The sequence below is a fragment of the Nocardia sp. NRRL S-836 genome (assembly GCF_001279525.1).
Classification (GTDB): Bacteria; Actinomycetota; Actinomycetes; order Mycobacteriales; family Pseudonocardiaceae; genus Lentzea.
The window spans coordinates 1-12,555 of the sequence record NZ_LGDY01000124.1 but is presented as its reverse complement, the minus strand read 5'-3'; the positions used below and the strand labels follow the sequence as shown (position 1 = coordinate 12,555).

Annotated in this window: 13 protein-coding genes; 8 read left to right on the top strand and 5 right to left on the bottom strand. The window is 71.1% G+C overall.

Annotated features, from left to right (window positions below; all coding sequences use genetic code 11):
* From ADL03_RS32720 to ADL03_RS32710, 3 genes are all read right to left on the bottom strand, one after another.
* Complete coding sequence (locus ADL03_RS32720) at positions 1–534, bottom strand: GtrA family protein (protein WP_053737462.1); 534 nt, start codon at positions 532–534, stop codon at positions 1–3.
* Positions 464–976 (bottom strand): GtrA family protein, encoded by a 513-nt coding sequence (locus ADL03_RS32715; RefSeq protein ID WP_231642577.1) that lies wholly within the window; start codon positions 974–976, stop codon positions 464–466. Before ADL03_RS32715 ends, ADL03_RS32720 begins: the two co-directional genes overlap by 71 nt.
* 235 nt (positions 977–1,211) lie before the next feature.
* Positions 1,212–3,404, bottom strand: a complete 2,193-nt coding sequence (locus ADL03_RS32710; RefSeq protein WP_053737461.1) for a sigma-70 family RNA polymerase sigma factor — start codon at positions 3,402–3,404, stop codon at positions 1,212–1,214.
* Positions 3,405–3,544: 140 nt separating this feature from the next.
* Between ADL03_RS32710 and ADL03_RS32705 the strand changes: the two genes are divergently transcribed.
* The 4 genes from ADL03_RS32705 to ADL03_RS32690 all read left to right on the top strand — a co-directional run bounded on the left by ADL03_RS32705 (position 3,545) and on the right by ADL03_RS32690 (position 7,029).
* Positions 3,545–4,312 (top strand): hypothetical protein, encoded by a 768-nt coding sequence (locus tag ADL03_RS32705; RefSeq protein ID WP_197288850.1) that lies wholly within the window; start codon positions 3,545–3,547, stop codon positions 4,310–4,312.
* A 610-nt stretch (positions 4,313–4,922) separates the two neighbouring features.
* The gene (locus ADL03_RS32700) at positions 4,923–5,303 is read left to right on the top strand and encodes a GntR family transcriptional regulator (RefSeq protein WP_053737460.1); all 381 of its coding nucleotides are present in this window, start codon (positions 4,923–4,925) and stop codon (positions 5,301–5,303) included.
* Positions 5,300–6,094: an ABC transporter ATP-binding protein gene (locus ADL03_RS32695; protein ID WP_053737459.1), complete on the top strand. Its 795-nt coding sequence runs from the start codon at positions 5,300–5,302 to the stop codon at positions 6,092–6,094. The genes ADL03_RS32700 and ADL03_RS32695 overlap by 4 nt, the downstream gene beginning before the upstream one ends.
* Positions 6,091–7,029: a hypothetical protein gene (locus ADL03_RS32690; RefSeq protein WP_053737458.1), complete on the top strand. Its 939-nt coding sequence runs from the start codon at positions 6,091–6,093 to the stop codon at positions 7,027–7,029. The genes ADL03_RS32695 and ADL03_RS32690 overlap by 4 nt, the downstream gene beginning before the upstream one ends.
* Here the strand turns inward: ADL03_RS32690 and ADL03_RS32685 are convergent.
* Positions 6,987–7,748, bottom strand: a complete 762-nt coding sequence (locus tag ADL03_RS32685) for an NAD(P)-dependent oxidoreductase (RefSeq protein WP_053737457.1) — start codon at positions 7,746–7,748, stop codon at positions 6,987–6,989. The two genes, ADL03_RS32690 and ADL03_RS32685, sit on opposite strands and share 43 nt — an antisense overlap.
* A gap of 68 nt (positions 7,749–7,816) precedes the next feature.
* Here ADL03_RS32685 and ADL03_RS32680 point away from each other — a divergent pair, with 68 nt between their 5' ends.
* From ADL03_RS32680 to ADL03_RS32665, 4 genes are all read left to right on the top strand, one after another.
* A complete protein-coding gene (locus tag ADL03_RS32680; protein WP_063798783.1) occupies positions 7,817–8,734 on the top strand; it encodes a helix-turn-helix transcriptional regulator in 918 nt (305 codons plus the stop codon).
* Complete coding sequence (locus tag ADL03_RS32675; RefSeq protein WP_053737456.1) at positions 8,671–9,858, top strand: 5-(carboxyamino)imidazole ribonucleotide synthase; 1,188 nt, start codon at positions 8,671–8,673, stop codon at positions 9,856–9,858. Before ADL03_RS32680 ends, ADL03_RS32675 begins: the two co-directional genes overlap by 64 nt.
* Complete coding sequence (gene purE, locus ADL03_RS32670) at positions 9,855–10,349, top strand: 5-(carboxyamino)imidazole ribonucleotide mutase (protein WP_255353438.1); 495 nt, start codon at positions 9,855–9,857, stop codon at positions 10,347–10,349. The genes ADL03_RS32675 and purE overlap by 4 nt, the downstream gene beginning before the upstream one ends.
* Positions 10,350–10,427: 78 nt before the next feature.
* The gene (locus ADL03_RS32665; protein ID WP_053737455.1) at positions 10,428–11,591 is read left to right on the top strand and encodes an acyl-CoA dehydrogenase; all 1,164 of its coding nucleotides are present in this window, start codon (positions 10,428–10,430) and stop codon (positions 11,589–11,591) included.
* 77 nt (positions 11,592–11,668) lie between these two features.
* Here ADL03_RS32665 and ADL03_RS32660 read toward each other — a convergent pair.
* Positions 11,669–12,555 (bottom strand): WD40 repeat domain-containing protein (locus ADL03_RS32660; RefSeq protein WP_197288849.1); only part of this gene is annotated, 887 nt, incomplete at its 5' end.

The window sequence follows — 12,555 nt, the reverse complement described above, 5'->3', positions numbered from 1 at the left end:
TCAGGAGTGGCCCAGCGCCTGTTCCTCGTCGAGCGGGCGCTGGTTGCGGACGTTCTCGTCCGGGAACACCCACTTCTTGTAGCCGTACCAGCGGAACGCCATCGCGATGAGCGTGCCGACGATCTGCGCGCTCAGGAAGTCCGCCAGCTCCTCGGTCACCCGTGTGACGTGCGGCTCCTGCAGGTGGAACAGGTACCGCGACACCCACAGCGGCGCGGAGTTCAGCACGATGCCCAGGCCGTTGACCAGGAAGAACAGCGCGGCCTCGTGATGACGTTCACGACCACCGCGGGTGCGGAAGGACCACTCGCGGTTGAGGACGTACGACACGATCGTGGCGACGAGGGTCGCGATGATCTTGGCCGTCACCGGGTGTGCGGGCAGCACGAAGATCTTGATCCCGAAGAACAGGACCGTGTCGATGATGAAGCACGTGCCACCGACCAGGGCGAACTTGACTAGTTCACGATGCTTCAGCGCGATCGACCGGATCGGCTCCGGAAACCGGGACACCACTGTTTCGGAGAGGGACACGAGACGAGTCTACGGAGATGGGGTGAACGCGCCGGTCAGGCCGAGCGCCGGCGTCCGGGAACACCCAGCGCCGCATGGCCCAGAACTTGAACCCGGTCGCCAGCAGCATGCCGATGATCGAGCCGGACACGAAGTCCGCGATCTCCTCGGTCAGCACCGGCACCATCGGTGCCTGCAGGCCGAACAGGTGCCGCGACAGCCACAGCGGCAGGATGTTGATGGCCACGCCCAGGCCGCTGACCAGGAAGAACAGTGCCGCCTCGTGGTGGCGCTCGCGGCCGCCGCGGGTGTGGAACGACCATTCGCGTGACAGCACGTACGAGGCGATGATCGCCACCAGCACGCCGATGACCTTGGCCGTGACGACCTTGTCGGTCAGGATCGTCAACTTGAGCGCGTACCAGACGCCGTTGTCGATCACGAAGGTCGTGCCGCCGACCACGGCGAACCGGATCAGCTCACGGTGCTTGTGGATGAGGAACCGGAGTGGTTCGGGGAACCAGCTCAGGACCTTGCGAACGACTGGCAGCACCAAGTCAGCTTACGGATCAAGGTGACGCCCACCGCCTCCGGGTGTTGCCTTCCGCCACCCTGTGCGTCCTGACCTGCACGTCCAGTCACCACCGGGGATCAACTCCTGATCGACGTCGCGATGTCGGAGCCGATGCCGGCGGTGCTCAGCTGTGCGGCCGGCACGGCCACGGGAGCAGGTCGGGGAGCAGCGGCAGCTTCCAGATCGGCGGCTCGCACGGCTCCGAGGTGGGGGGAGTGGTCGTCGTCGGCGGTGTCGTCGGCACCGGGGTCGACGGCGGCACGGTCGGCGTCGGCAAGGGCAGCGGCAGGCTCGGCACCGGCTCGGTCGGCACCGGGACCGTCGGCGCGGTCGGCACGGCGGGCGTGGTCGGTTTCACCGGATCGGACGGGACCGTCGGCGTGGTCGTCGGCGCTGCGGTCTCGGTGGGCGGCGGCTCGACCGGGTCGACCGGCCAGTGGTCCGGCCGGCCCTTCACCGGCACGGTCACCGACTTCGACGCGTTGCCCAGGGTGGCGGTCACGGTGATCGACCCGCCCCGGTGCGGCCGCCCGAACGCCCACGCGGACATCCGGAACTTCGCGCCCTGCTCCAGGTCCGTGACGCAGTGGAGCGAGTTCTTGTCCGTGCGCGTGCATTCGCGGTACGGCGTCAACAGCACGAGGTTGTCGGACGACGACACGTCCAGCTTCAGCGTGCCGGGCCGTGGCCCGCGGTTGCGCACCTGGACGTCGACGCGCGGGTCCCAGAACCACTCGTGCCACGTCGACACCGTGAGCTCGATGTCGTCGTTGACCGGAGGGACCTCGACGTCGACGCTGACGTTCACGTTGATCGCCGTGCCCGCGGTGATCGCGCCGGTGATGACGCCGCTGACCGCCTCGTGCGTGGCGCGCAGCCGGAACAGGAACGTCGCCTGGCCGCCGGGAGCGATGCCCTGCGGCGTCGTGCAGGTGATCACGCCACCGCCGGCCGGGCAGTTCACGGTCTGGTCGGCGGCGCCGTCCGGTTGCAGCAGCCGTGCGGCGAACGACGACGGCCCGCCGCTGGACAGCACGCCCGGCGGCAGGGTCAGCACCATGCTCGCGGGCGGCGCCGGGGTGCCGCCGGTGTTGCGGACGGTGATCGGCAGGTCCTTGGCCTCGTCGCCGGGCGTGAGCGTGAACCCGGTCGGCACGGTCGGCGTCAGCACCGCGGGCGGTGGCGGCGCAGGCTCCTCGGCCGGTGGCGCCTGCGGCGGCGGAGCGGGGGTCGACGGCTCGGGTGTCGGCGTCGGTGTGGGGGAGGGCGGCGGAACCTGGACCGGCGGCGGGACCTGGAGCGGTGGCGGTGGAGGCGGCGGCTGCACGACCGTCTGCGCCGGTGGCGGTTCGGCCTGGACCTGCGCGGCCGGCTGCTCGCCGGTGCCGGAGGCCAGCGCGATCGCAACGGCCGCGATCACCGCGGCCGCCGACCCGCCGACGGTGAGCAGCTGGCGGGGCAGCGAGGCGCCGACCGCACCCGCGCCACCGGCGGCACCGGCGCCGACGACGGCCGTGGTCGTGGCCGTGCCCGCGATCGTGAGGTAGGTCGTGGCGCCCACGCCCAGCACCAGCGGGGCGACGAGGCCGCGCAGCGCGCCGTTGACGTCGGCGAGCTCCGCCGCCAGTGCACGGCACCGGTAGCACTCGTCGAGGTGCGCCTCGACCTGCGTGGCCTCGCGCCGGGACAGGCCGCCGCGGGTCCACGCGCCGAGCCGCTCGACGGTCGCCTTGCACCGCTGGGCGTCCGACTCGGCCAGGTGCATCTGCAGGTACTGCTGCTTGAGGCCCTCGCGGGCGCGGTAGGCGAGCGCGGACACGCCGTTGGCCGTCAGCCCGAGCAGCGGGGCGACCTCGGCGGGCGACTGGCCCTCGATCTCGGTGTGCCACAGCACCATCTGCCAGCGTTCCGGCAGCGCGGCGAACGCGCGGGCGGCCAGCGAGCGTTCCAGACCGGCGACCGCGGTGTCGCTGAACGCCACCGCCGGCGCGACCTCGGTCATGTCCTCGGTGAGGTCGATCTTCTTGTCGCGGCGGGTCTTGTCGTAGGCGGTGTGGCGCAGCGCTGTCAGCAGGTACGCGCGGAACGCCGAGTCGGGGCCGCGGCCGGCCCGCAACGTGTCGAGCACCTTCGCGAAGGCCTCCGACACCAGGTCGTCGGCCTCGGCCTGCGAGCGGGCCAACTGGCGGGCGAGGTTGTAGGCCGCCGAGACGTGCCGTTCGTACAACTGGCCGTAGGCGTCGATGGTCCCGGCGCGCACGGACTCGATGAGTTCCGCGTCGCTCGGGCCCTGGACGTCTGCAGGAACGGTCGCCAAGATTCTTTCCCCTCCTCGCGGCACTCAGTGTGACTTACGGCGCGACGAAGAGTCATCTCAATCCCCCGCGCGGGTTGCGTCACGACCGGGGGACGGGCGCGTCTCCCACCTGGAATCGCCGGAGAAGGGAGACGGACCGGGTGGGAGTCGCACAAGCGGAACGCCTGCTGAAGTCCAGGTGGCGGACCGCCACCATGGCCGCGGGCTGGGCGTTCCCCGCAGACTGGCCGCTCGCCGAGGTGGACGAGGTGTGCGCGGCGATGCTGGAGGACACCGACCCCTCCGACGCGCTCGTGCGGCTCGGCCGCGCTCGTGCCGAGGCGGGCGCCGGCCTCAGTGAGACGCTGCTCGACCTGGCCGCGCTGCACGCCGTGCTGACCGACGCGTCCCCCGTCGTGCCGCCGAACGTCGACGCGCTCCCGTCGCGGCTGGTGCGGATGACGGCGCTGGGGTGGGCGGACGTCGTGACGAGGCAGGCCGGCGACTGCGCGGCCGAGGACTCGCTGACCGGGCTCGCCACGCCGGCGTACCTGCGCAGGCGGCTGGACGAGGTGTACCGCGGGACGCCGGTCGTGCCGCTGGACTACGCGCTGGTGCTGCTGCGCCTCGACACCCACCGCGCCAAGGGCTGGTCCCGCGTGGTCGCGATGACACTGGCCTCCGACGCGCTGCGCACGGTCTTCGACGGCGGCGAGACGCTGGCGGCCCTCGGCCCGAGCGTGGCCGCGGTGCTGGTCCGCCGGGACGAGACCCTCGCACGCCGCGTCTCCAACCTGCGCGTCCTCGCGGCGGACCGGCTCGCCGACGACCCCGGCGTCCGCCCGACCGGCCCCGCGAAGGTCTGGCTCGAACGCCTCCCCGACACCCACGCCGAAGCCTGCGCACTCCTCACCGCACTCGGGCGCTGACTCCCCTGTCCCGCGCCCGCCCCTCCCCGTTCCCCACCACCCCACGCGGGGCCCTTCCGTCCGCTCCTGTCGTGCGAAAGCTCCCCGCGTAAGCCTCGCCGGTGGTGTCACGCGGGGCGCTTTCGTGCCGCAGGAGAGTACGAAAGCTCCCCGCGTGCGCTCGTCTGCCTCGTGTCACGCGGGGCGCTTCCGTCCGTTCCTGTCGTACGAAAGCTCCCCGCGTACGACCCCGCGTGCGCTCGTCAGGTCGTGTCACGCGGGGGCTCCACGTTTCCCAGGGAGCAACGCGGCGCTCCCGCGTGACACGTGCCGCGTGACGGTGCGGAAGTTTCCCGCGTGACACGTGCCGTGTGCCTGTCGTGCCACGCGGGGAGCTTTCGTCCGTTCCTGTCGTGCGAAAGCTCCCCGCGTAAGCCTCGCCGGTGGTGTCACGCGGGGCGCTTTGGTGCCGCAGGAGAGTACGAAAGCTCCCCGCGTGCGCTCGTCTGCGTCGTGTCACGCGGGGGCCCCGCGTTCCCCCAGGGAGGAACGCGGGGCCCCGTGTGACTTCACAACGGGAGCGGAAGTGTTCTATTGTCTTAGTTGAGTAGAACAATCTGGGGGAGCACGGGTGGTCGAGTTCCACGTCGACCGCGGCAGCGGCTATCCCGCGTACCTGCAGCTGGGGCAGCAGGTCAGGGAGGCCTTGCGGCTCGGCTGGCTGCAGCCGGGCGATCGGCTGCCGACGGTCCGCGACGTCGTCGCGCGCAGCGGGGTGAACGCGAACACCGTGCTGAAGGCCTACCGCGAGCTGGAGCTCGCCGGCCTCGTCGAAGCCCGTCAGGGCTCCGGCACCTTCGTCAAGGCGTCCCTGGGGTCCGCCGCCCCCGAGGACCTGGACCCGCTGCGGGTCACGCTCGCCGGCTGGGTCGCGGAGGCACGCGCCGCCGGGTTGGAGGACGAGGACATCTTCGCGCTGCTGCGCGAGGTGCTGAGTGGGGGAGCGCGATGAGCGTGGTTGCGGCCGAAGTGTCGAAGTGGGCCATCCGTGGCGTCTCCTTCGAACTGCCGCCGGGCAGCGTCACGGCCGTCGTCGGCGCCAACGGCTCGGGCAAGTCGACGTTGCTGAACGTGCTGGCCGGGCACCTGCCCCCGGAGTCGGGGCACGCCGCGGTCGCGGGCCGGGTCGCGTACGTGCCGCAGCACAAGCCGATGTACAAGGGCTTCAAGGTCGCGGACGTCCTGCGGTTCGGCCGGCGGATGAACACCAGGTGGGACAACGACCTCGCCGACGCCTGGCTCACCAGGTTCAAGGTGCCGCGACGCCTGCAGATAGGCGACCTCTCCGGCGGCCAGCGCACGCACGTCACGCTGGCACTGGCGTTGGGCGCACGACCGGACGTGCTGCTGCTGGACGAGCCACTGTCCGAACTGGACCCGTTGGCGCGCAGGAAGGTCATGAGCTCGTTGCTGACCGAGGTCACGGACAACGGCATGACGCTGGTCTTCTCCACGCACGTCGTCGCCGAGATCGGCGGCGTCGCCGACCGGTTGCTGCTGATGCACGACGGCCGCCTGATCGTGGACGGCGACACCGACGAACTGCTGGAGGACCACGTCCTCTACACCGGCCCGCACGCGTCGAGACCTCCGGTGGAGGGACCCGTGGTGTCCGCCAGGCACGGTCAGGCGCAGTCGTCGTTCCTGGTGCGCTCCGGCGGTGAACGGGTGGACGAGCCGTGGACCGCGCGGTACGTGACGCTGGAGGAGCTCGTCGTGGCGCACCTGGAGCGTGCGGCGTGAACGCGGAAGCGATGATCTGGCTGACCTGGCGCCAGCACCGGTGGGCGATCGCCGTCATGTCGGTCGTCGCCCTGCTCTCGGCGCTCGGTCTCGCGTCGGCCGAGACCGGCGGCGTCCAGACCGGAATGCCGCTGGCGGCCTTCTACAGCCTCATCGTGCAGCTCGGGTTCGGCGCGCTCGTCGGCGCGTTCTGGGGTGCCCCGCTGCTCGCCCGCGAGCTGGAGGAACGCACCTACTTCGTGGCGTGGGGCCAGGACGTCACGCCGGCGCGGTGGTTGCGCGGCAAGCTCGCGGTGCTCGGCCTGGCCGCCGCCGTGCTCGGGGCGCTGGTCGGCAGCGGTGACGGCCTGAGTGGCGACGGCGACCGCTCGTGGTCGATGTTCGAGGCGCACTGGGCGGTGCAGGCCGGGTACGCGGTGCTGGGCCTGGCCACCGGTGTCCTGGCCGGTCTGCTGACCAGGCACACGGTCACCGCGATGGCCGCGACCCTCGTCGCCTACACGCTGGTCCGCGTCGTGCTGGCCACGTTCGCGCGTGACCACTACCTGCCCGTGCACCGCTCGATCGCCCGCTGGGACCAGACGACGGTCGTGCCCGCGGACGCCCTGAAGATCACCGACGGCTTCGTCGGCAACGACCTGGAACCGGTCGGCGTGACCGCCCGCTGTGCCGAGTTCCCGTTGCCGCACAGCTGCATGCGCAGCACGAAGGCGGCCGCCGGCACGTTCGCCGACTTCCAGCCGGTGGACCGCATCCTCGCGTTCCGCTTCATCGAGTTCGGCATCTGCGTGGTGCTGGCCGCCCTGACGCTGTACCTGACGTTCCGGCTGCTGCGCCGCGGCGGCGGGTGGCGGCCTTCGCGCTCCCACCGCCGCGACGTGTCGTCCGCTCCTCAGAGCACGCCCGCGGTCGCCGCGGCCCAGGCGGAGGGGTAGCGCGGCCGGAACCCGAGCTCCCGTTGCGCGCGGACCGTCGACACGATCCCGTGCCACGGGTCGAACTGCGCCTGCTGAACGGCTTCACTGGGGGTGATGCCGTTCAGCAGGTGCAGCTCGGCGGCGGTCGTGGGGCTGTCGTCGGCGACGTTGAACGTCCCGGTCGTCCCGGTCTCCAGCACCCTGACCACGGCCTGCGCCACGTCGGCGTGGTGCACCATGTGCAGCCGCTGGTGACCGGGCCAGTGCTCCGCCCACCGCAACGACTCCGCGAGGTGCGGGTCACCGTCGCCGTAGACGAACGCCAGCCGCAGCACCGTCGCCTCCCTGGTGTCCCTGACGGCCTGCTCACCCAGCGCCTTCGTCCTCGGGTAGTCGCCGAGCTCCGGCAACGGTTCCGCCGGGTCGTCCTCCGTGGCCGGTCGCAGCAAGCCGCCGGGGTAGACCAGGTTCGTGCTCATGTGCACGAACAACGGCACCCCGGCCGACACCTCGGCCAGCCTCCTCGTGCCGTGGACGTTCACGCCCTCGAAGTCCGTGCTGGTCCTCAGCGCCGCCGCCACGTGCACCACGGCGTCGGCACCGTCCACGAGCTCTTCGAGCGCTTCGGTGTCCGCCAGCCTCTTCGTGAACACGCGCACCTCGTGCCCCGCTTCGCGCAGCCTCGGCAGCAACCTGCTCCCGACCCGCCCGGTCGTCCCCGTCATCGCGATCCTCATGCCTTCGAGCCTGCGGCCACGGCCGCGCGGTAGCCAGGGACAGCCGGTACGCGGCTACCGTGGAACCCGTGCGCGAACTGGCCTCGTTCCTCCGCACCCGCCGCGAACGTCTGCCACCGCGCGGCGGGGGCCGGCGCCGCACGCCCGGCCTGCGCCGGGAGGAGGTCGCGGCCGCCGCGGGGATGTCCGTCGACTACCTCAGCCGCCTCGAACAGGCCCGCGGCCCGCACCCGTCGGCCGCGGTCCTCAACGGCCTGGCCCGCGCCCTCTGCCTCACCCCGGACGAACGCGCCTACCTCTTCCGCCTGGCCGGCTCCGCCGCACCCGAGGAACCGCCGCCCACCGGCGTGCGCCCCGGCCTGCGGCTGCTGCTCGACCGCCTCCAGGACGACATCGCGCTCGTGATCACCGATCTGGGCGACGTGCTGGCGTGGACCCGCCCCGCCGAACAGGTCTTCGGCAGCTTCGCCGGCCGCAACCTGCTGCGCGCCTTCTTCCTCGGCCCCGGCGGCTGGGTGCCGGAGGAGGACCGCGAGGACATCGCCCGCGGCCACGTCGCCGACCTGCGCGCCACCCTCGCCCGCCGCCCGTCCGCGCGCCCGCTGGTCGACGACCTGATGACGAGCCCGTTGTTCGCCCGCCTGTGGGCCGCGCACGACGTGGCCGTGCGCCGCTCGGACCGCAAACGGCTGCGGCACCCGGTCGCGGGCCTGCTGGAGCTCGACTGCGAGGTGGTCGCCGACGTCGAGCAGGACCAGCGGCTGGTGATCCACACGGCGCCCGCGGGCAGCGTGACCGCGCAGCGGCTGGCACTGCTGACGGACCCGCCCGCCCCGCCGCCCGTGACCTGCGCCTCACGCCACCCCCGCCACCCGGCTCTGCCGGTGAGCGGCTCGGAACGTGCAGGTAGGCTGCCTGAACCGTGGACTCCCGTACCCGTCTTCCCGTCGTCGGCATGGTCGGCGGCGGGCAACTCGCCCGCATGACGCACCAGGCCGCGATCCCGCTCGGCCAGTCCCTGCGCGTGCTCGCCGTCTCCGAGAACGACCCGGCCGCCCTCGTGGCGCGCGACGTGGTGCTCGGCACGCACACCGACCTCGACGCCCTGCGCGCGTTCGCCAAGGGCTGCGAGGTCGTCACGTTCGACCACGAGCACGTGCCGAACGAGCACCTGCGCGCGCTGGTCGCCGAGGGCGTGAAGGTCCATCCCGGACCGGACGCCCTGCAGTACGCGCAGGACAAGCTGAAGATGCGCGTGCGGCTGCGGGAGCTCGGGCTGCCGGTGCCGCCGTTCGCCGAGGTCCACGACGTGCGCGACGTGCTCAAGTTCGGCGCGGAGCACGGCTGGCCGTGCGTGCTGAAGGCGATCCGCGGCGGCTACGACGGCCGCGGCGTGTGGATGCTGAACACCCCGCAGAGCGCCGAACGGGTCGTGCCGGAGCTGCTGGAGGCCGGGACGCCGTTGATGGTCGAGCAGTGCGTGCCGATGCGCCGCGAGCTGGCCGCCGTGGTGGCGCGCTCGCCGTTCGGACAGGGCGCGGCGTGGCCGGTGGTCGAGACCGTGCAGTCGGACGGCATCTGCGTCGAGGTCCTCGCACCGGCACCCGCCCTGGACGGTGACGCCGCCCAGGAGCTGGCGCTGAAGGTCGCCGACGCGCTGGGCGTCGTGGGCGTGCTGGCCGTGGAGCTGTTCGAGACCGCGGACGGCGTCGTCGTCAACGAGCTCGCGATGCGCCCCCACAACTCCGGCCACTGGTCGATCGAGGGCGCCCGCACCTCCCAGTTCGAACAGCACCTGCGCGCCGTCCTCGACTACCCGCTGGGCCGCACCGACCTGATGGCGCCGGCCGTGGTGATGGCGAACGTGCTCGGCGCGTCCGAACCGCCCGCCATGGGCCCGGACGAGCGCGTGCACCACCTGTTCGCCCGCTTCCCGGACGCGCACGTGCACCTCTACGGCAAGGAGGAACGGCCGGGCCGCAAGGTCGGCCACGTGACGTTCCTCGGCACCGACATGACGACGGTCCGCTCGCGGGCGCGGCTGGCAGCGGACTGGTTGTCCACCGGCGTTTGGTCAGACGGATACGACATTCACGGGAGCTCGGAGTGACTGCTGTTCAGGTTGGCGTGATCATGGGCAGCGACTCGGACTGGCCGGTGATGAAGGCCGCCACCGAGGCCCTCGCCGAGTTCGACGTGCCGTTCGAGGTGAGCGTCGTCTCCGCGCACCGCACCCCGCAGCGCATGCTCGACTACGCCGCTTCCGCCGCCGGCCGCGGCCTGCGCGTGATCATCGCGGGCGCGGGCGGCGCCGCCCACCTGCCCGGCATGGTCGCCTCCGCCACCGTGCTCCCGGTCATCGGCGTGCCCGTGCCGCTGAAGTACCTCGACGGCATGGACTCCCTGCTGTCCATCGTGCAGATGCCCGCGGGCGTCCCGGTCGCCACCGTCTCGGTGGGTGGTGCCCGCAACGCAGGCCTCCTGGCCGTCCGGATGCTGGCTTCGAGCGACCCCGCGTTGCAGGACCGCATGGCCCGCTTCCAGGCAGAACTGGAGCAGCTGGTGCTGGACAAGGACGCCGCTCTGCAGAAGTCCCTCTGAGTGCTCAACGGCACAGCAGCGCCCCGTGTGAACGGGCGCTAACATCGTGCCGAGTACTCGCTACCGGGAGGTAACAAGGTGAACCCGAGCTTCGGCACCTACCAGCTCGCCGAGGAGCACGAGGCGCTGCGAGAGGCCGTCCGCTCGCTCGCCGAGAAGGAGATCAAGCCGTTCGCGGCCGAGGTCGACGAGAACGAGCGCTTCCCCGTGGAAGCGCACAACGCCCTGGTCAAGGCCGGTTTCGCGGCCGTCCACGTCCCCGAGTCCTACGACGGCCAGGGCGCGGACTCCGTGGCGACCTGCATCGTCATCGAAGAGGTCGCGCGCGTCTGCGCGTCCTCGTCGCTGATCCCCGCCGTGAACAAGCTCGGCACGATGCCGATCCTGCTCTCGGCCTCCGAGGAGCTGAAGCAGCTCGTCATGCCCTCCATCGCGTCCGGTGAGGCCATGGCCTCCTACGCGTTGTCGGAGCGCGAGGCCGGTTCGGACACCGCCTCCATGCGCACGCGGGCCCTCCTGGACGGCGACCACTGGGTGCTCAACGGCACCAAGAGCTGGATCACCAACGCCGGCGAGTCCACCTGGTACACGGTCATGGCCGTGACGGATCCCAACGCGCCCAAGAAGTCCGCGGGCATCTCGGCGTTCGTCGTGCACAAGGACGACCCCGGTTTCTCGGTGGGCCCCAAGGAGCGCAAGCTCGGCATCAAGGGCTCGCCGACCCGCGAGATCTACTTCGAGAACTGCACGATCCCCGCCGACCGGATCATCGGTGAGCCGGGCACCGGCCTGAAGACCGCTCTTCGCACTTTGGACCACACGCGTCCGACGATCGGTGCACAGGCCGTGGGCATCGCGCAGGGCGCCCTGGAGGCCGCGGTCGCGTACGTCAAGGACCGCAAGCAGTTCGGGAAGTCCATTTCGGACTTCCAGGGCGTGCAGTTCATGCTCGCGGACATGGCGATGAAGATCGAGGCCGCGCGCCACATGGTCTACGTCGCCGCCGCCAAGGCCGAGCGCGGTGAGCCGAACATCGGGTTCATCACCGCTGCTGCCAAGTGCTTCGCGTCGGATGTGGCCATGGAGGTCACGACCGACGCCGTGCAGCTGTTCGGTGGGGCCGGGTACACGCGTGACTTCCCGGTGGAGCGGATGATGCGGGACGCGAAGATCACGCAGATCTACGAGGGCACGAACCAGATCCAACGCGTCGTCATGTCGCGCGCCGTCCTGAACGGCTGATTCTTCAACGTATCGACAACGGCCTGGCGGCCGACCTGATCTCTCGATCGGGTCGGCCGCCAGGCCGTTTGCGTCTTTTACTCCGGCAACGGAGGTAGCGGGCCGAAGGATTCCGCTGGGATGCGGTCAATCCGGCCGTCGCGCATGACGTTCCAGCCGAGCCAGCGCCATGCACCGTCGGTACAACCGATCAATGCGTCTGTCTTGGCATCGAGAATAGCTAGCTCGTCAGCAGGCAAGAACGCTATGTACGACTCCACCTGTTGGCCGGTAGTGGCGTCCCAGATGCGGACGGTGTTGTCGTCGCTGCCGGTGAGGATGCGGGTGTTGTCGGGTGACCAGGCCACGGATCGGACCCAGTCGGTGTGTCCGGTGAGTGTGTGGATGGGTTGGCCGGTGGTGGCGTCCCAGATGCGCGCGGTGTTGTCGGCGCTGCCGGTGAGGATGCGGGTGTTGTCGGGGGACCAGGCCACTGCGTTGACCAGGCTCTGGTGCCCGGTTAGCTGGTGGATGGGTTGGCCTGTGGTGGCGTCCCAGATGCGGGCGGTGTTGTCGTCGCTGCCGGTGAGGATGCGGGTGCTGTCGGGGGACCAGGCCACGGAGTCGATGGCGTCTTCGTGTCCGATGAGTGTGTGGATGGGTTGGCCTGCGGTGGCGTCCCAGATGCGGGCGGTGTTGTCGGTGCTGCCGGTGAGGATGCGGGTGTTGTCGGGGGACCAGGCCACTGCGTTGACCGCGGTTTCGTGTCCGGTTAGCTGGTGGATGGGTTGGCCTGTCGTGGCGTCCCAGATGCGGGCGGTGTTGTCGTTGCTGCCGGTGAGGATGCGGGTGTTGTCGGGGGACCAGGCCACGGATCGAACCCGCTCGGTGTGTCCGGTTAGCTGGTGGATGGGTTGGCCGGTGGTGGCGTCCCAGATGCGGGCGGTGTTGTCGTTGCTGCCGGTGAGGATGCGGGTGTTGTCGG